This is a genomic window from Ruegeria sp. CH8, assembly GCF_056536985.1.
In genome coordinates this window covers 1-17,026 of record NZ_JBQFQR010000015.1, presented here as the reverse complement: position 1 = coordinate 17,026, position 17,026 = coordinate 1, and the positions used below count along the sequence as shown (strand labels likewise).

The window sequence follows — 17,026 nt, the reverse complement described above, 5'->3', positions numbered from 1 at the left end:
TGAAACACACAGCCGAGCAAAATGTCTTATTGTCTGGCGAAACCTAGAATTAAGGTGAATGATTAACGCATTTCGCGTTGTTAACTAAGGTTCACTTCGAAATATCAATTCTAAAAGTGTCAGTCCGTAGCTCTTCTCATCTGTGACCGATGGCAGCCCGAAGCGGAACTTCGACTCTGAGCTTTGCAAAATCTAAAAAGCGGACGGCAGCTACCATTGGTGCGAAAGGCTTGAAGGTATCGAGCGCTTCGCCACGGCGACAATTTAAGAAAAAAGTCACTGCGAGAAACAAGGTGGCTGAAACTGCTCTCTGACAGGAAACAGGCGTCCCCGCACACTTTCGCGCAATTCGAGCTTAGCCCAAGGTGTTGCCGGTGATGAAGGTGTACGAGCTTTCTACCAGATCGATGACGACATCCAACTCTTCTGGTGTGGTCGGTGTATATATCATGACAAAGCCGCTCCACCCAGGACGTTGCTTGGCCCAAGGGTGAGCTACGGCCCAGCCAGCCTCAATTGCCCGTCGCGCCGTTGCCGGATGCAGCGACGCGTGCAAGCTGCCATCAGGATGCATATGCGCAAACTCAAACCCACCCACGATAGAGTTCGGTTGAGACAGCAGCATGTCGGGATCAAGCTGAAAACCAATCGCGCCAGGAAGCGATATGCGTGTCGGGCCAAGTGTGACCCCTGGGAGTTGCGCAACACGCTCCAGCAATAGCTTGGCCAAGTCGGTATCAATTTCGACACCAATCTGAGTATGCGGTACGCCGCTTGTCGTTTCAGGACGGGGTGAGGTGCGCTCCGGCAAGGAACGCTCTTGTGCGGATGCCAAGGGGCACGTCAATGCCACCGCCGTTGCAGCAACCGCCAATGCTCTCAGGATTTCATTCATCGTGTTGACCATCCGCCAAAATCAAGGAATGAGCGTTCAGCTCAGTATCGGCGCCCTTGCACACATCATTCAGCCTTTAACGCTTCGATATTGATCAAGAGCTCTATCTCGTCGCTCACCGCTGGCGCAAATGCCCCAAGTCCGAATTCAGACCGCACGATGGTCGCCGTGGCTGCCAGGCCCAGGGTCGGCGTGCCCTCTTTTGGGCCAAACGGGTATGGAGCTGACTTGTTAAGCGTTGTTTCCAAAACAACAGGTTTGGTGATGCCATTCATGGTCAGGTCGCCAGAAATATTCGCGGTATTGTCTCCGGTCACTTCAATGCTGGTCGAGGCGAATGTGACCACGTCACTGTCACTCGCGCTAAAAAAGTCATCGGACATGAAGTGTTGCAGACGGGCGTCCCAGCCCGTGATCATGGATTTTACAGGCATAGACACTAAGACAGATGATGATGACGGATCATCTTCGTTGAACTCTATCTCACCGCTAAAACCTGAGAACATTCCAAATGTTTCTGAAAAACCGATGTGGTCGTAGCTGAACAATACCTGGCTATGTCCAGGATCCAGCTCGTAGGTGCCACTCTCGGACAATGCGTTTGTCGCGCCCATCGATAAGAGTACCGCCAGCGGGGTTGCTGCCACTTTGAACATTGATACGCTCCCATTTTGACAAGACGTGTTCGCGGAATCGAGTATTGAGCTTTAGTTTTTAGCTGGCCATACTTATAGAACATAATGTTCTACAGCGCAACAAGACGTTCTATAGGAGGGGCGATTGAAAGAAGATCCTAGGCTGATCGCCACACGGCAGGCCGCGCTTGATGCTGCGCAAAAGATACTGATGGATGAAGGCGTGCTGCACGTAACTCATGGCGCAGTTTCAAAGGCAACAGGCATTTCGCGCAGTACACTTTACAGGCACTGGCCAGATGCGCGTAGTCTGCGTGATGCAGCATTCCGGCGCATCGCAACACCGCCGAACATACCGCCCAAAACCGATGGCCCGCTACGATCTGACCTGCGCTGGTTACTCGGTGTATTGATGGGGGCCTTGAATGACACACCATGGGGCCAAATCGCGCCTCAGGTGGTCGCCGCTGCGTCCACAGATGAAGAAGCACGGCTGGTGATCACGGAATTCATGAAAGACAGGTTCGCAAGTGTTGAAGCAGTATTTGCAGCCGCAATAGACCGCGGTGAGATTGCCGCGGATGTTCCGGTTGAACAGCTTATAGAACTAGCAGTCGCGGCACCTTATTTCCGCAAGCTCATACGTCACGAGGCCTTGGACGAAGAATGGTTAGATCGACATGTCGATCTGCTTTACAATATCGCGAAAACCAATTCCGGGCAGTGACCATCGCCTTTCTTCCCAATCAAAGCGACCAGCAACGGACGCGAGATTACACCAGAGCATCAAATCATGATCAATAGCATATCCAGCCAGTTCCTAATAGCGGCTGCTCCAAATGGTCTTAGCAAACGTTTGCTATGATCGTCCGCCGAGGTTTGCAAAGTCTGCTTTCTGCGCATTGCAGACCTTCGCGCACGGCATAACACCCAACATTTAGCGAGTACATCATCCCAGGACCTTTAGATCTTTTGGTGTGAGCCGACTTTTCTCCGGCAATGTCCCAAATTTAATTCCTTCGATTTCGAGTTTGTCGCGTATCGCCACAAGTTCATTCAGTTTGTACTCAGATTGCTCAGGAACAACGTATAGTACTTGAGGAACCTTTCTCAAAAGAAGTGCTGCTCTTGCCAGTTGGTCAATCAAGTAGCCAGGATCAATTCTATTCCTTGGGCCTTTGATCTCAATCGCTGCAAAAGGCTCGGAGCCTTCGTATACGATTAAGTCTGTGGCAAGAGGCTCGAACGTTCTGCCTTCTCGAACAGTCAAATTTTCCACATTGAAGATGTCATTAGTGTTCTGTTTGAAAAGCATTTTTGCGCTTACTTCGAAGTCTCGGGCTCTTCGCTGGCCGCCAAAACCACCTCTGGCAATCACGACCGCGGGCTTCTCCGCCAATCGAGCTTCATCAAGAATAGATTTTGTATCCGCTTGAGACAACTCCCCTGAAAGGACGGCATCAGCTATCTCTTTGGATTTCTTGGGGTCATACCGATCTATCCTTGAAAGCAAAATAACTTGCATCATGGCCAGCCAGTCGGGCTTTGATTCAAAAAGATCGGGTCGGTTTTGTTCTAACCATTTCGCAGCGGACATCGGATTGCGAAGGCTTGCAGGCTTTGTGCCTCTGATCGCGGCAACGCTTTGGAGTGCATCGTCCGGAAACGCGAACCCAAAGGCTTGGCTGTCTTGGACAACGCGATTCAGCCACGCTCCGAGGGCAATCCAGTTTTCGGTTTTGGCCAAATCTTGAAATTCGTCTTCAGTCATCATCAGTCGCAATCATTTTATTCGCATTGAGCCCATTGCCAATGCGAATGGATGCATGTATAGGGCTCACATGAGGATAGATCGACACGCACCCCCGACGGCCCGACGCGTTCACAAGCGCGGAATGAAAAAACGCGCTGGCAAAATGTCTGGTGTCAAGTTCCCAGGCGTCATTCAGCTCGAAAGCCAAATGGAAGCAGCACTGGTTCGTTGCATGCAGGTCGACCCTCGTGTGATCTCGCTTAAGCCACAGCCTTGCACAATCGACATGGGAACCGGAAGAGCATTCGCAAACAAAGAAGCGGCGCTAGAGGCTAATGAAGGGCGTCAGTACAGGCCTCAGCTCTATACACCAGATCTGGAAATCGAACTTGTAGACGGGCGTGTGTTATATTTGGACGCCAAACACAGTGCTCACATAAATAGGAAGCCAGAGTACCTAGACTATCCTTCACTTCTTGCTGAAGTCGGAATTCCCTTGGTCATAGTTACTGAGGCGTTGTTACAAGGGCCGATTGATCGAAATGCTTGGCTGCTATTGCAAGGACAAGCCGAAGAGACCGCCCCTCAACTTGCAAGCAAAATAGCAAGTCTCAAACAGCAACGTGTGACGTTCAAAGAACTAAGAGAGAATATTGGTATCCCCCAAGCGAAGATTCTTCGCCTTATTCTTGATGGTTACCTGGTGTTCGATTTTTCACGTGAAGCTCTTGGGCCATCCACGAACCTCAATACTGCGAACCGCGACCGAAGACATCTGGAGGTAATCGAATTTTGAAGCAGATTGTCAAAAAGCGGCACCAGAGAATCATTCAATATAGGGGAGAAACCTATGCTGTCGATGGAGCGATAGCTGGGCGGGATGCATATCAGATATCGAACTCCCAAGGTGATCCTTTTGAGATATCTGGACAAGAATATCGGGACCATGGGGCGCAAATGGAAGGTAAGACGACGCGAGGACACTTGGTAAAGCTGAGTGATCTGGCTTCGCTGCTGTCTAAGGCCGCCTAGTGCTTGCCTGCACCATCCGAAAAGAACACCACTGAAATGCGCTGTCCAATTGCGGGTTCGTGGTCGCGTGAAACCTGCTCAGCTTCCTCGATGAAACCGGCCGAGGCGGTGTGGTCTATTTGGCTTCACTCGCGGCACAAAAATGAAAGCGACGGCAGTCTGATACGGACGCTCAGAGCTATTTGGATTGCGGATTTTGCCCCTGATCCAGAGACTGATTGGGATTTAACATAAGTCGCGATTATGCAGCGTTTTCGCTCTCGTCAGCCAACCTCCGCTGCCTTCGGACATCAGTCAGTCGTGAAATCTAGATCAGTGGCAGTTTTTAGTCCAAAGTTCAAAATGCTTTTTCGCACTTGAAGGTCAGCGATGCGCAGAAACCAGACTTTGCTAACTTTGGCGGACGAGCCAATACGGACAATCAACACCTTTCTCGGATGTTGCGGTTGCGGCCTGCTTATCCGCAACAGCAGTCACCTAGCTGAATTGGCGGACACGGGACAGTTGCATAGGAACAAAAAACACAGCAATGACCTTCCAACGGTTTCAAGACTGCCCTGCATGATTTGCATTCATAAAACCACTGGCACGAGTCAGTTGGCATTTTCTCGGTTTCAACGTGCCCACACCGAGGGCAGGTCAAAGTGCTATCCAGTACCACAGTTTGTTTTGTCATTGTCTCACATCTGCATGATTAGATAGTCGTTGATTTGAGCCTCATTGGACACGATGACCCATGAAAGCGCGGTGATCGCCGTGCTTCCGACAAGCCACCATTTCAAATTTGCTAACGTCCCGATTCGATGCGCTACTAACCACGAAACCGCGACCAGGGCTGTTGAGATGGCGAGAACATAGTAGCTTGCTGCCGCTATTTTGCCGAATATCGCCAACCAACTGCCCCCCAAGCCAAGCAACATCATGGCTATTGGAAGAACACAGCATGTCGCGACCCCCAGAGCAGAAACCGATCCCAGGTAGCTGAGGGTCACATTTTTCTTCATCTTTCGCTCCCGAGGTGCTCGATTTGATTGTGTTGAGGCACCGGCATTCAGAACGTATAACTCCTGTAGCAACTACAGGATCAACAGGGGACACTTCACATGATTGCGATAGGTGAGGCTTCCCGGCAATCCGGGGTCGGAATAGAAACTATCCGCTATTACGAACGCGAAGGTATCGTACCAAAACCCGCACGAGCTCTGAACAATCGTCGCCTCTATTCAGTAGACGATGTGGGTAGACTTCGGTTTTTGAAGAAATGCCGCGACCTGGAGTTTCCTCTATCTGAGGCAAAGGCGCTTTTGGAGCTGTCAGAAGGAAATACCGAAGACTGCCGGTCAGTGAAAGAACTGGCCGTGGCACACATTGCCAGCGTTCGAAGCAAGATCGATGAGCTCAGACGTCTGGAGCGCGCCTTGCGTGAGCTTACGGCCAATTGTGATAGCGGAAACGTTCAATGCCCGATGCTGCAAAGACTGAGAACGATGGATGATATCTGACTCTGGCCGCCGGGCGGCAGCTCAGGATCTGAAATTTAGCCAGATCACGTCAGACCAAGGTCTGTGGTGCGGTAACAGTTTGTAGTTCATAGTCGATTTTACGATGAGAGTGAAAGTAACTGACCTGACGATTGGTAATTGGTCGTTGTCGCGAGTCTTTCTTGCGGCCAGCATTTTCGTGATGGGTACTGCTACCACAATCGTCGGGGTCTGGGTTTCAAATCGAATCCAGAACGCAGTCGTGCAAAACTCCGCCAACTCTGCGGCGCTATATATGGAAAGCGTAGTATCCCCGCTCAGCCAGGAATTGGCACATGGCGACCATCTTTCTGAGCAGGCGAGCCTGGCGCTGGATGAGATTTTCATGACCCAGCCAATGCGAGACCGCATTGTCTCCTACAAATTCTGGAAGCAAGGCGGTGTGATTGCGCATGCCTCGGATACCGACATCATAGGAAACCGTTTCAACCCAACGGATGACTTAAGGCGGGCATGGAGAGGTGATATCTCTGGCTCTTTCGAAGAGCTTGATCACGCCGAGAGCGCCGCCGAGGCGGAATTGGGGATACCACTGCTTGAAGTTTACAGCCCCATCCGCGAACTCTGGTCCGGCGAAATCATCGCAGTTGCGGAGTTCTACGAAAGAGCTGATCAGTTGCAGTTAGACTTAGCCAAGGCCAGGCGAACAAGTTGGTTGGTCGTCGGTTCCGCATTCCTGGTAAGTACTATCGTTTTGTATTCCATCGTCGCAATTGGCGACAAAACTATTCGACGACAAGGGTCTCTTCTTAATCAACGCCTGACAGAAAGTGAGAGGATGGCCGAGCAGAATGCCCTGCTGCGGTCGCGTGTGGTTGAGGCGTCAGAACGATATGCCACGCAAACAGATCGGTTCCTCAAGAACCTTGGAGCTGAGCTACATGATGGCCCTGCGCAATACCTGTCACTCGCCGCTCTCAGACTGGAGGCGGCGTTTTCCGAAGGGCCCGAAAGGCCTAAAGAGGCAGAAGAAATTCAGCAGTCTTTGCAAAAATCTCTGACTGAAATTCGTGCAATATCGCGAGGGCTGTCCGCCCCGGACATCGACAGCCTGTCGCTCGTTGATGTTGTGAAGAGAGCCGTAGAGGACCACGCCGAACACAGCCCGTTGCGACCGGATATTTCATTCCAAGGTAGCCAGGCCACAGAGTTGTCATTGTCCGACAAGCTGTGCGTTTTTCGGTTTCTCCAGGAAACGCTTTCCAATGCCGCGAGATATGCTCCAGCTTCCAAGTGCACTGTTATCTCTGAGGCGCAGAGCGACTGCATAGTTGTGAAGGTCACAGACGACGGACCTGGATTTGACAAGTCAGAAGAAACCGCGTTGCGAGACGATGGTGGCCAGGGGTTAATGGGCTTGCGAGATCGCGTCGAGAGTATTGGTGGCCGGTTCGAAGTCGCATCGAGACCGGGCGAAGGCACCACCATTGCTATGACACTATTTCCCAGAAAGTTAGGCACATCATGACTACATCTGTCGTAATAGCTGATGATCACCCGATATTCAGGGATGGTTTGCAACGAACGTTGGATGAAGCTGATGGTTTTGAAGTTTTGGCCGCTGGGGCCAACGCTGACGAGGCAGTATCGCTGGTCGGCACGCATCAGCCGGACATAGCTATTCTTGACCTTTCTATGCCCGGTGGCGGGGTAAGCGCGACACGTAAAATTGCGGCAATGGAAAATCCACCCAGCATTGCAATCTTGACGGTCTCAGAAAACAGCAGCGATGTCGCGGACGCTTTGGAGGCGGGCGCGATTGGGTACATTGTGAAGGGAGTAACCGCGAGCGAACTAACCGCTTCCTTGCGCAGCATCGCCGCAGGTGAAGGGTTCGTTTCTCCAGGCTTGGCCTCGCGGGTATTGCTTCAAATCAACGCTGACGCCGGCATGTCTGTTAGCAGCATTCTCGATGACCTTACGCATCGTGAGGAAGAAATTCTGAGACGTGTGGCCAAAGGACTGAGTAATCGTGAAATCGCTGATGAGTTAGACCTTCAGGAAAAGACCGTGAAGCACTACATGACGGCAATCCTGTCCAAGCTTCATGCGCGAAATCGGGTAGAGGCCGCGCTTATTGCACATGATGTTTGGAACAAGGGAGATTAACAGCGGTCTCTTTAACGACGATGGCGGCCCCTCTCTATGAGAAGCCACCAACGGATTATCGACTGGTGTTGCTGTTCAGTTGGCAACCGACTGTAACCTCCGGCGATCAGAGGCCGTTGCGTTTCTTTCAACAACAGTCCGGTTGTACGGATCTTTCAACTCGTAGCGCCCAAACTCGATCTCCTCTTTCCAACCATTGGCATAGTCCACTTCGATATTATTGCCCTGGCGTTCGACTTTCGTGGGTCGACTTCCAGTAGTGCCGCCTTGCCCAGAAGAGCGCACGTTGTCGATTGAGATACCATTCGCCAAAGACCGAAGCCTTGAGACGTCAGCGCCGGTCGCGGGGCGTTCCTCAACAGTTCGGTTCTGAGTATTCTTTCTCTCATACCGCCCGTTTTCGATCTCCTCCTTGGTTCCGTCGGCGTACCGCACTTCAATACCGTTAGCGTTTGTTTCGACCTTCGTTATCCCAGCCGAACCCGACGGTTTGCCCCCTGTTTGAGACCGATCCTTCTTTCCGCTGCCTCTATTGGAGCGTTTGGAGTCATCATCATCGTCATCGTCATCGTCATCATCGTCGTCGCGACCGCCTTTGCCTGATCCCGAATTGTCGTCACGATCATCATCTCTGTCGTCGTCGCGATCATCGTCTCTATCGTCATCACGATCATCGTCCCGGTCACCACCACGGCCGCTATTACCCGACCCCGAGTTGTCGTCGCGGTCATCATCTCTGTCGTCGTCACGATCATCATCCCGATCATCGTCGCGACCATCCCCGTCTTTCCCCTTACCGCTCTTGGCAAAGGCATATGACGGTTCAAAATGTAGGCGACCATCGGCATCAAACGCCGGCACATAAGGCGTCGCCGCAATCAACGAAGCCAACGCCGCTGTACTAAGAAGTTGACCCAGCTTTCTTTGAATTTTCATTTTCGCCTCCAATTCTGATCATCACGCTTCGTGACATTGAAGACAGGTTACTTCTGGTTCGGCTTTCCCACATCGGGCTTAGGTCTGACGAATTTCAAGCCGAACGTCTTAGTCTGATCAGTCAATCCAAGAGAGTTTTGCTGAGCCATCTGACCAGTTCAGTGGGAATTAACCCCGTCACCCTTCAACTCGTCATCAGGTTCGAGGTGAATGACAAAGACCGAACCCGGATACAAACGATCCAATTCTTCCTCGATGTCATTGCATATATCGTGCGCTGCACTGACTGGCATGGTGCCGTCCACAACAAGGTGAAACTCCACGAAGATGACATTTGCGGATCTGCGCCCTTTGAGGTCGTGGTATTCTAAGGCTGCGCCAAGATTTGCTTCGATTGCGTTGGAAACAGTCTGCAAGTCATGGTCCGAAAGTGTCACATCCATCAGGCCATCGACGGACGCCCGAATAACTTTCCAACCCTCCCACAAGATGTTCAGTGCAACAAGAATTGCCAGGATCGGATCAAGGATCAGCCAGCCTGTGACAAGTGCAAGTATCAGGCCAGCGATGACACCAACTGAGGTCATGACATCTGTGAAAATGTGCCGGGAGCTTGCCTCCAATGCAGGCGAACCCTCGCGCCTGCCGATTTTGAGCAATAGGTAGGCCCATGCGCCATTCACGCCAGTTGCAATGACATTGACGACGATTCCAAGAAGTGGCGCATCCTCAAGATGCGGGTTCGGGAGCGCCAGTAGGGCTTCTCTGATGATCAAGAACGCCGCCAGCACAATCAGTACGCCCTCGACGACAGCGGAAAGGTACTCAGCTTTTTTGTGACCAAAGGGGTGGTTTTCATCAGGGGGTTTATTGGCAACCCGAACTGCGAAGTATGCCAGCAGTGCCGCAACGACATTCACGGTAGATTCCATCGCGTCCGACAACAACGCCACCGAGCCTGTCAGCCACCAAGCCAACAGTTTTAGGGCCAGTACCGCAATGGATATAGGAATGGACCAAAGAGCGATTTTTTGTGTCATTTGGCCGCGACCCTCAGTCAATCATGAACAGAAACTCGTGTGATTGGTGAGCTCCGATGTTCAAAACGTAAAACAGGTGTTTGGTGAAAAGGGAATAGGTCTCACAGCTTCCTACTGGCGACCGGCAACAGCATCTGGTCCCCGCAGCATGGCGCCGAACGACTGTTACTCTTATGGAAGCCCCGTCGACGAAACAGGAACAGCTTTGAGATAGGCGGCAATCGCCAAACGGTCCTCATCCGTGAGGCGCGATGTGTTCTCAATGACGTCCACCATCTCACCACCTGCGCTGTCATAGTCCGGCGTGAAGCCGGATTTCAGGTATTCGGCGATGTCAGCCTCGGACCAATCAAGCTGGTCTGAGGTGAGGCCCGGGATGCGACCTTTCCCGTTTGGATTTGGTGCACCTGTCAGCCAAAGGTCTCGTTTCAGACCACCTAAGCCATTTCGCGGCGTATGGCATTCGGCGCAGTGACCCAACGCCTCCACTAGATACCGGCCTTGCCTTTGTTGGTTGGTCAGATCACCTTCGACTACCCAGCCTGGCGACATGAACAAAAGCTTCCATCCCCCCAGTCCGCGTCGAATGTTGAAGGGAAAGTGAACCTCATGCGGAACGCTTGCAGTTGTGGCTGGTGGCAGAGTGCCGAGGAACGCGTGAAGCGAAACGATGTCATCCGCTGACATGTTGGCGTAAGATGTGTAGGGAAACGCTGGAAAATAGTGCTGCCCTTCGGCTCCGGTCCCATGGATCAAGGCATTGGCCAGATCCAGGGCAGACCAGGACCCAATACCGACTTCTGGGTGACTGGAAATGTTGGGGGCGATGAACGTGCCAAACTCCGTCTCAAACCGGCGACCACCGGAGAGCATGAGCTTTTCTTCACCAACCGCATCCGGCGCTGAATGACAGGATGCGCATCCTGCGGCGTGGAAAACGATTTCACCTCTGGCGAGATATGGGTTCAGATTGTCGAGTTGTGACTGATCCATTCTTTGTGGTCGGGTCAGCACCAAACCGGCCAACCCAACCACAAGTGCAACGAAAGCGGTGAAAAGGAAAATCCGCTTCACAGCTATCTACCAATTAGTCTTTCGGTGCTCTGTACGCTTTGTGACATGTAGAACAGCTTCCACCCAGATCGCCCATTGCAGCTTTCAGGGCATCAACATCTTGACCAGCCGCAGCCTGCATCGCAACAGCTGCGTCTGCCATGGCCTGCCCTTTCGCGCCCACGTCAGGGAAGTTTTCCCAGATTGCCGGCAGGGCTCGGGTCGACGGATCGGACACATTGTCAGATCCCTGGGGCCACATCGCGGATTGGTCGATCTGCGTTAGCACAACAAGGTTGGTTGCAGCCCGTGTTGCGGCCTCGGCATCATAATCTACCTCTCCCTTGGCCATGCCGCCAAGTGTTCCAAGATTGAAGGCGTAGAGCTGCATGATTGAGGTCCGAGCTTTCACAGCCGGGTTTTCGCCTTCGTGGGCGATGGCAGTGCCAATTGCTGCCACTGATAAAATACCGGCCGCAATGATCGAAATTTTCTGCATCATGGTGTGTCTCCTTGTTCAATACTCCGAATGCTATCTTGAACGAATTTACTTGTAATTGTTTGTTATTGGTCGTCACCTGTTAATTTATGAACAACGAAAATTGGGATGATATTCGGTACGCACTAGCCGTTAGCAAATACGGTTCGGTGAACGCGGCGGCGGCGGCCCTGGGCGTTACGCATGCCACAGTCTTGCGCAGAGTGGCCGCTTTCGAAGAGCGCAATGGCTGCCGGATTTTTCAAAAAAACCCGTCAGGATATTCCGTTCTGCCCGAAGCTAGTGCGATCTTTTCTGCAATGGAAAGCGTCGAAGACGCTGTGCTGTCGGTGGAGCGAGCGGTTGTCGGGGCAAACCGGTCTCCTATGGGTCACGTGCGAATTACGTCTACCGATAGTCTTTGTCAGATTGTTCTCCCTAGAATACTCAACGAAATCTCACGCCTTTACCCAGGTTTGAACCTGACTCTGCTAAGCCAGAACAGCCACCATGATCTTTCCCGACTGACAGCAGACATTGCTGTGCGCCCTTCGATAAAGCTCGGGGAAGGGCTGATCGGGGAGCGTGCAGGAACGCTGTCCTTCGGTGTCTTTGACGATGGTAGCCCCAATCGCAGGTGGATGAGGCTAGACGGGGCGTTGAGTCGTTCACTTCCTGCCAAATGGCTGGCGCAGAATGTAAGCGCCGACGAAATGACCAATGGAGCAGACAGTTTTCTGGTGCTACAGCAGATGGCGGCCTCGGGAGCTGGTAAAACTTTTCTGCCGTCATTTTTTGGCGACGTGGATACCCGCCTTAAAAGGTCGCAGGTCTTATGTCCTAAGATTGAGGTTCCCCTGTGGGTTGCGACGTTAGAGGAAATTGCGCAAACCCCAAGGTTTGCCGTTGTTCAGAAGGCGTTAGTTGAACGCATATCAGAAGCGCTAGCTAAGTGATTTGATGCAAAACAGATTTTCGATATATTGCAATTTTGACTTTCCAAATTTGCAAAGACCAGTCGGAAATGCCCGCTTTTGGCTGCAAACAGTCCATTGGATTGGGCTTGGGAAAAGGTTTTGCGAACCAAATTAGGAACGCCCTAGTGAACTTTCGAGATTTCTGTTGTTTTCGTCATTCCTACGCAAAGAGAATTCAATGCCGACGGTTTGCCTAAACGGTGCACAGATCCACTACGATGATACGGGTGGCAAAGGAGAGACGGTCGTCTTTTCTCATGGCCTTTTGTTCAGTGGCGCGATGTTTGAAGCGCAGGTTTCTCAACTACGAGATCGCTATCGGTGCATTACTTTCGATCATCGAGGGCAAGGCAGGAGTGGCGTTAAGGATGCAGGTTATGACATTGACACACTCACTTCGGACGCAGCTGAACTGATCAAGCATCTGGATGCAAAGCCTTGCCATTTTGTTGGACTAAGCATGGGCGGATTTGTCGGGATGAGATTGGCCGCGCGGGAGCCGAGCCTGGTCAAAACACTGACCCTGCTTGAAACAAGCGCCGATCCTGAAGATTCCCAAAACGCTCCGCGCTACAGAATGCTGAACTTTGTGGCACGATGGATTGGACTATGGGCTGTCATTGGACAGGCGATGCCAATTGTGTTTGGCCGCACGTTTCTCGAGGACACTGAACGCACTGAGGAAAAAACCAGATGGTCCAAGGCTATTACGGGAAATGATCGGATCGGCATTACACGTGCAGTCAAAGGCGTGATCGAACGGGCGGGCTGCATTGACCTCCTCGCCAACATTAAAGTTCCCGTCGGGATTGGTGTCGGGGACGAAGATGTGGCGACGGTTCCCGAAAGGTCCGAGCGCATCCATCGAGAAATCAAGAGTTCTGAACTGGTGGTGTTTCGCAGAGCGGGCCACTCGTCTTCCATTGAAACGCCCGGCCAGGTGACGGAATTAATCGAACGCACAATCCGAAGAGCGAACCGCCAAAAAAACTAAAGCTGATGAGCAATTGGCTGCCAAGATCGGCACGCGAGCTACCGCAAGCGATATTGGGTTGGCTATGCATAGCAAAGGCGGGTCGGAGTTTTACGCCTCAAGCCCAGATGAAAACCTGATTTCCAAGTCGTGCAGTCGTCTATTGGTACATCAGGCGAGTCTCGCTTCCGAAGTTTACGTCTTCGCCCGCACCTTTAGCCGTGGAGACCTGCATGGTTTCATCCACCAAGGCATCGAATCCTAGAAGCGCAAGATCGCTGGTTTGTGTTGGACCGACTTTGCAGGGGTTCGCTGACGCATAGTGACTGTGCGTTCTCGCTAGTGGCGAGCAGTTGCCCGACCTCCCATCTTTTGCCTGAAAGGAGACAACCGATGCTCGATACATATACCATTCGCCAAGACGACATGCCTCAAGAAATGCGGTTTCTCTTGGACCAATACCCCCGCGACAGTTGGGAAGCCCATCCAGGTTTCAAAGAAAAAACCAAGCATTGGCTCGGCGCGCACGAGATGTTTCGCCGTGTTGCAGAACGTATTCGCTTGGATACAGAAGGGGTTTTGAGCAACGAGATGGGGTTGGACGACTACGTGGGGCGGCTATCCTACTATGGCGGCAACCTGGTTGGGAACCTGCATGGCCATCACGGCTGGGAAGATCGCAGCTATTTCCCTGAACTATCTGCTGCGGACTCTCGTTTTGATGCGGGGCTTGAGTTGCTGGAACAGGATCACTTCGATCTGGATAAGGTGCTGAGTGACTTCACCCGCACGGCGAACCGTGTGATCAAGCTATCCGCACTTGATGAGGCGCAAGCTTACGACGAAGCCGGACAGCTTCATGCGACGAGCGATACGATTGAAGCGTTCCTTAAGCGGCATCTCAGCGATGAAGAAGAATTGGCCGTGCCAATCATCTTGCATCACCGGCTCAGAGGATGATGCTGAAGCCATGCATGACACATCTACCGAAGAAGACCAGACTGACATCAACAAGCGCCGCGCACGGGGTGAATTCGTGCGCGGCGTTAGCGGCTTTCGCCACGCCATTGGCGATCCAGTGTTTCCGGCAGAACCTGATCGCTATCACCTGTTCGTAGCACTGAATTGCCCGTGGTGTCACAGAGTGACGCTGGCGCGAAATGTGTTGGGCCTTCAAAACAGCATCACGATGGACGTTGCATTTCCAAACCGCACCGGTGACGACGATCCGGAGGCGCCAAACCTATGGGAGTTTGCACCTGATCGGATTGCATCTCTCACAGGTGAGACTTTGCCAGAATGCACGAGCGAGACCGGCACCGGCAAAGGATTTCGCCTTGCCAAAGAGATCTATCGTGCCGAAGGCTCTGAAGAGCAATCCCTTCCAATCCTGTATGACAAGATACAAGGGCGCATTGTTAACAACGAAAGCGCTGAAATTGTCCGAATGCTGGACGCTGCAGCGGATTCACTTGGCAGCACAATCCCGGCAGCTGAACGCCTTAGGCTTTACCCAGACGAAGTGCCGCGTCACGAAATTCACGACCTGAACGAACGGATTTATACTGCGATTAACAATGGTGCCTACAAGGCCGGGTTTTCGTCTGATCAAAGGATCTATGAAACAGCCTTTGACGCCTATTTTGAGACACTCGAATATTTGGAGGAGCATCTCTCAGATGGTAGGCCCTATTTGACAGGCAAACACTTTTCAGAAGTAGATCTTCGCCTGTTTCCAACTCTCTATCGCCACGATCCCGTCTACTATGTGAGAATGAAGCTTAATGGTGCGAGAATTCTAGATTACCCATACTTGTGGCGGTGGCTGTGCCGTGTATACGCGTTGCCCGGAATTGCCGAGGCAGGTTCTCTTGTACACTGCCGCCAGGGTTATTTCGGACGCAGTTGGAATAGCGTTGTGCCCAATGGGCCTTTCAAGCCAATGTCGTACCCAGAGGCCTATCGCCACCCTGACCTCGCAACACTGTAGGCCTCGTCAAGGTGTATTGCCTTCGCAGCATATGCTTTTTTCGCCCAAGATGACGAAAGTGAGCTTCCAGGCCAAGTCGCTCGGACACTTCGCAATACCGCTAGTTCGTTTGGTTGAGCATCTCAGCCCGAAGCGGAACTGGAAACTTTCAGCGTCAACTTGGTGGGAGTGTGTTTAGGTAAGCATCTCGAAGTTTAGCACTTCGACGCCCAACAATTGAATTGGCTATATCCGAGCAATGCAAAGTCCAGACCCCGAAACCAGTGTATCTCTGGTGAGCTCCAAGAAACTTGAGGCCAAGATCCTCACACAATTGCCTGCCAAGACTGTTCACTGAGATTGCCCCAATCTCACGAATAAAGATCTCTCTTTCGAGAAGCTCTTCCAGCTCTGAAACAAAACCTGAGAGGAGCAAGCGAGTTGCATTCTCATGTCCACGCGCAACATAAATCGCTGGGCAATATGCGAAGTAGTCCCCTGGTAGCAAAGGACGTTTCAGATGATCCGGTGTAAGCTCCGCTTCATCGAACAGCAGTTCAAAGAAACGTTTTTCGGGATCAGACTTTGGAAATATCAAGCCAACGTGTCCAACGATTTTCGACCCAAGCATTACATAGGGTCCAGACAAAAGGCCCGATTTTTGTATGTCACGCCATACCGTATCAGCGGCTGAAAACCCACTGGGTAAGCGATCTCCATGGTCCACCTCCATGCATGCCACAGATTGTGTTACCGCAGATGAGGAGCCACCGAATTCGTTAAGCACTTCCTGATTGTTTAACAAACGATAGGCAGACCCTGAATGTTGTGGTCGCCCGGCCTCCCAATCCGCTCGGCAAGCAACCACATCCTCTAAGCTCCAACCGAGCTTTTCTTGCAGTTGGTACTCAAGATCACCACGAATATACGACAGCGACCGCTCATATTTGCTAATGGCGTCAACACTTACGTTGAGTATCATCGCCAGTTCCTCTTGCGTCATACGGCCATGGCGACCGCTGCCAATTCGATGGGAACGTAGTTTCTGAGCAAAAAGAGACGTCCAATTTTTCATTTTGGTATTGGTAACTGCTGGGTTCAACAGCACCAGCATGCCAAAAGTCTTCGCTTTGCCCAAGCTTCTTACGGGTTTCTTACAGGTTTCTACGGTTGTGGTCCGTGGGTTTCGGCCACGGGCTCGGGCAGCGTGAGCATCGTCGACCTTTGTTATGGAGAAAGACTATGCCCTACTGGACGATACCCTTTGCGTCACTTTTTGAAATGCTATGCTTTGCGGGACCGCGTGGTCGAAAAGGTCGTGGACGACGAGCAAAAGAGGCAAGAAAATAGAACTAATAGGCAGTCGATCATGATATCGGGGCTCAGCAAAAACGTTCAGCTTGCAATGCCCTTATGACCCGCATTGCTCGCAATACTTGAATTGCAAAGTTGGATATTAAAGGTCCGCTTTGGGCTGCCACCTGTCATTAATGTGAAAAGTAACGAAAGGCGACAACGAGCCCAATGCGGGCTTTGCCAACCTATCAAATCAGCATCATCCCCGACCATTTCAGTTCGAGTTTCAATCCCTAGCGGGCAAGGCAACCTCGCCTTCCCAGTCAGAAATACGGTGCG

At 51.9% G+C, this 17,026-nt stretch carries 20 protein-coding genes; 9 read left to right on the top strand and 11 right to left on the bottom strand.

Annotated features, from left to right (window positions below):
- Positions 1-355: 355 nt before the first annotated feature.
- Positions 356-895, bottom strand: coding sequence for a luciferase domain-containing protein (locus tag ACR0ER_RS16890; protein WP_254451568.1), 540 nt, complete (start codon positions 893-895; stop codon positions 356-358).
- A gap of 65 nt (positions 896-960) precedes the next feature.
- On the bottom strand, positions 961-1,551 hold the full coding sequence (locus ACR0ER_RS16885) for a YceI family protein (RefSeq protein WP_170806683.1): 591 nt from the start codon (positions 1,549-1,551) through the stop codon (positions 961-963).
- A 124-nt stretch (positions 1,552-1,675) separates the two neighbouring features.
- Here ACR0ER_RS16885 and ACR0ER_RS16880 point away from each other — a divergent pair, with 124 nt between their 5' ends.
- Positions 1,676-2,257, top strand: coding sequence for a TetR/AcrR family transcriptional regulator (locus ACR0ER_RS16880; protein WP_170517484.1), 582 nt, complete (start codon positions 1,676-1,678; stop codon positions 2,255-2,257).
- A 222-nt stretch (positions 2,258-2,479) separates the two neighbouring features.
- On the opposite strand, the gene ACR0ER_RS16875 is transcribed toward ACR0ER_RS16880, so the two are convergent.
- Positions 2,480-3,304, bottom strand: coding sequence for a hypothetical protein (locus ACR0ER_RS16875; RefSeq protein ID WP_170567559.1), 825 nt, complete (start codon positions 3,302-3,304; stop codon positions 2,480-2,482).
- Positions 3,305-3,425: 121 nt separating this feature from the next.
- Between ACR0ER_RS16875 and ACR0ER_RS16870 the strand changes: the two genes are divergently transcribed.
- Positions 3,426-4,079, top strand: coding sequence for a hypothetical protein (locus ACR0ER_RS16870; RefSeq protein ID WP_170567561.1), 654 nt, complete (start codon positions 3,426-3,428; stop codon positions 4,077-4,079).
- A 693-nt stretch (positions 4,080-4,772) separates the two neighbouring features.
- Here ACR0ER_RS16870 and ACR0ER_RS16865 read toward each other — a convergent pair.
- Both ACR0ER_RS16865 and ACR0ER_RS16860 read right to left on the bottom strand, forming a co-directional pair.
- Positions 4,773-4,991: a GDCCVxC domain-containing (seleno)protein gene (locus ACR0ER_RS16865; RefSeq protein WP_480769942.1), complete on the bottom strand. Its 219-nt coding sequence runs from the start codon at positions 4,989-4,991 to the stop codon at positions 4,773-4,775.
- Positions 4,992-4,995: 4 nt separating this feature from the next.
- Positions 4,996-5,319, bottom strand: coding sequence for a hypothetical protein (locus tag ACR0ER_RS16860; protein WP_480769941.1), 324 nt, complete (start codon positions 5,317-5,319; stop codon positions 4,996-4,998).
- 99 nt (positions 5,320-5,418) lie between these two features.
- Between ACR0ER_RS16860 and ACR0ER_RS16855 the strand changes: the two genes are divergently transcribed.
- The 3 genes from ACR0ER_RS16855 (at position 5,419) to ACR0ER_RS16845 (ending at position 7,965) form a co-directional block, all read left to right on the top strand.
- Positions 5,419-5,817: a MerR family transcriptional regulator gene (locus ACR0ER_RS16855; protein ID WP_480769940.1), complete on the top strand. Its 399-nt coding sequence runs from the start codon at positions 5,419-5,421 to the stop codon at positions 5,815-5,817.
- A gap of 103 nt (positions 5,818-5,920) precedes the next feature.
- On the top strand, positions 5,921-7,324 hold the full coding sequence (locus ACR0ER_RS16850) for a sensor histidine kinase (protein ID WP_480769939.1): 1,404 nt from the start codon (positions 5,921-5,923) through the stop codon (positions 7,322-7,324).
- Complete coding sequence (locus ACR0ER_RS16845) at positions 7,321-7,965, top strand: response regulator (protein WP_480769938.1); 645 nt, start codon at positions 7,321-7,323, stop codon at positions 7,963-7,965. The genes ACR0ER_RS16850 and ACR0ER_RS16845 overlap by 4 nt, the downstream gene beginning before the upstream one ends.
- 75 nt (positions 7,966-8,040) lie before the next feature.
- Here the strand turns inward: ACR0ER_RS16845 and ACR0ER_RS16840 are convergent, their stop codons facing one another.
- From ACR0ER_RS16840 to ACR0ER_RS16825, 4 genes are all read right to left on the bottom strand, one after another.
- Positions 8,041-8,901 carry a hypothetical protein gene (locus ACR0ER_RS16840; RefSeq protein ID WP_480769937.1) on the bottom strand — a complete coding sequence of 287 codons (861 nt, stop codon included), beginning with the start codon at positions 8,899-8,901 and terminating at the stop codon, positions 8,041-8,043.
- A 158-nt stretch (positions 8,902-9,059) separates the two neighbouring features.
- Positions 9,060-9,941 (bottom strand): cation diffusion facilitator family transporter, encoded by an 882-nt coding sequence (locus ACR0ER_RS16835; RefSeq protein WP_480769936.1) that lies wholly within the window; start codon positions 9,939-9,941, stop codon positions 9,060-9,062.
- A 171-nt stretch (positions 9,942-10,112) separates the two neighbouring features.
- Positions 10,113-11,015, bottom strand: a complete 903-nt coding sequence (locus tag ACR0ER_RS16830) for a c-type cytochrome (protein ID WP_480769935.1) — start codon at positions 11,013-11,015, stop codon at positions 10,113-10,115.
- Between the two features lie 13 nt (positions 11,016-11,028).
- Positions 11,029-11,496, bottom strand: coding sequence for a c-type cytochrome (locus tag ACR0ER_RS16825; RefSeq protein ID WP_480769934.1), 468 nt, complete (start codon positions 11,494-11,496; stop codon positions 11,029-11,031).
- A gap of 86 nt (positions 11,497-11,582) precedes the next feature.
- On the opposite strand from ACR0ER_RS16825, the gene ACR0ER_RS16820 reads away from it, so the two are divergent.
- The 4 genes from ACR0ER_RS16820 (at position 11,583) to ACR0ER_RS16805 (ending at position 15,412) form a co-directional block, all read left to right on the top strand.
- A complete protein-coding gene (locus tag ACR0ER_RS16820; RefSeq protein WP_480769933.1) occupies positions 11,583-12,428 on the top strand; it encodes a LysR family transcriptional regulator in 846 nt (281 codons plus the stop codon).
- A 199-nt stretch (positions 12,429-12,627) separates the two neighbouring features.
- Positions 12,628-13,443: an alpha/beta fold hydrolase gene (locus ACR0ER_RS16815; protein ID WP_480769932.1), complete on the top strand. Its 816-nt coding sequence runs from the start codon at positions 12,628-12,630 to the stop codon at positions 13,441-13,443.
- A gap of 372 nt (positions 13,444-13,815) precedes the next feature.
- On the top strand, positions 13,816-14,382 hold the full coding sequence (locus ACR0ER_RS16810) for a hemerythrin domain-containing protein (RefSeq protein WP_480769931.1): 567 nt from the start codon (positions 13,816-13,818) through the stop codon (positions 14,380-14,382).
- Between the two features lie 10 nt (positions 14,383-14,392).
- A complete protein-coding gene (locus tag ACR0ER_RS16805) occupies positions 14,393-15,412 on the top strand; it encodes a glutathione S-transferase C-terminal domain-containing protein (protein WP_480769930.1) in 1,020 nt (339 codons plus the stop codon).
- A gap of 154 nt (positions 15,413-15,566) precedes the next feature.
- Here the strand turns inward: ACR0ER_RS16805 and ACR0ER_RS16800 are convergent, their stop codons facing one another.
- The gene (locus tag ACR0ER_RS16800; RefSeq protein ID WP_480769929.1) at positions 15,567-16,505 is read right to left on the bottom strand and encodes a helix-turn-helix domain-containing protein; all 939 of its coding nucleotides are present in this window, start codon (positions 16,503-16,505) and stop codon (positions 15,567-15,569) included.
- Positions 16,506-16,786: 281 nt separating this feature from the next.
- Positions 16,787-17,026: hypothetical protein (locus ACR0ER_RS16795; protein WP_480769928.1), on the bottom strand; the 240-nt coding region annotated here is incomplete at its 5' end.

What these genes read in the sequence shown, in the direction of transcription:
- ACR0ER_RS16890 (WP_254451568.1), bottom strand. Translation starts at nt 895, where the DNA reads ATGAATGAAATCCTGAGAGCATTGGCGGTTGCTGCAACGGCGGTGGCA.
- ACR0ER_RS16885 (WP_170806683.1), bottom strand. Translation starts at nt 1,551, where the DNA reads ATGTTCAAAGTGGCAGCAACCCCGCTGGCGGTACTCTTATCGATGGGC.
- ACR0ER_RS16875 (WP_170567559.1), bottom strand. Translation starts at nt 3,304, where the DNA reads ATGATGACTGAAGACGAATTTCAAGATTTGGCCAAAACCGAAAACTGG.
- ACR0ER_RS16870 (WP_170567561.1), top strand. Translation starts at nt 3,426, where the DNA reads ATGAAAAAACGCGCTGGCAAAATGTCTGGTGTCAAGTTCCCAGGCGTC.
- ACR0ER_RS16865 (WP_480769942.1), bottom strand. Translation starts at nt 4,991, where the DNA reads ATGACAAAACAAACTGTGGTACTGGATAGCACTTTGACCTGCCCTCGG.
- ACR0ER_RS16860 (WP_480769941.1), bottom strand. Translation starts at nt 5,319, where the DNA reads ATGAAGAAAAATGTGACCCTCAGCTACCTGGGATCGGTTTCTGCTCTG.
- ACR0ER_RS16855 (WP_480769940.1), top strand. Translation starts at nt 5,419, where the DNA reads ATGATTGCGATAGGTGAGGCTTCCCGGCAATCCGGGGTCGGAATAGAA.
- ACR0ER_RS16850 (WP_480769939.1), top strand. Translation starts at nt 5,921, where the DNA reads ATGAGAGTGAAAGTAACTGACCTGACGATTGGTAATTGGTCGTTGTCG.
- ACR0ER_RS16845 (WP_480769938.1), top strand. Translation starts at nt 7,321, where the DNA reads ATGACTACATCTGTCGTAATAGCTGATGATCACCCGATATTCAGGGAT.
- ACR0ER_RS16840 (WP_480769937.1), bottom strand. Translation starts at nt 8,901, where the DNA reads ATGAAAATTCAAAGAAAGCTGGGTCAACTTCTTAGTACAGCGGCGTTG.
- ACR0ER_RS16835 (WP_480769936.1), bottom strand. Translation starts at nt 9,941, where the DNA reads ATGACACAAAAAATCGCTCTTTGGTCCATTCCTATATCCATTGCGGTA.
- ACR0ER_RS16825 (WP_480769934.1), bottom strand. Translation starts at nt 11,496, where the DNA reads ATGATGCAGAAAATTTCGATCATTGCGGCCGGTATTTTATCAGTGGCA.
- ACR0ER_RS16820 (WP_480769933.1), top strand. Translation starts at nt 11,583, where the DNA reads ATGAACAACGAAAATTGGGATGATATTCGGTACGCACTAGCCGTTAGC.
- ACR0ER_RS16815 (WP_480769932.1), top strand. Translation starts at nt 12,628, where the DNA reads ATGCCGACGGTTTGCCTAAACGGTGCACAGATCCACTACGATGATACG.
- ACR0ER_RS16810 (WP_480769931.1), top strand. Translation starts at nt 13,816, where the DNA reads ATGCTCGATACATATACCATTCGCCAAGACGACATGCCTCAAGAAATG.
- ACR0ER_RS16805 (WP_480769930.1), top strand. Translation starts at nt 14,393, where the DNA reads ATGCATGACACATCTACCGAAGAAGACCAGACTGACATCAACAAGCGC.
- ACR0ER_RS16800 (WP_480769929.1), bottom strand. Translation starts at nt 16,505, where the DNA reads ATGCTGGTGCTGTTGAACCCAGCAGTTACCAATACCAAAATGAAAAAT.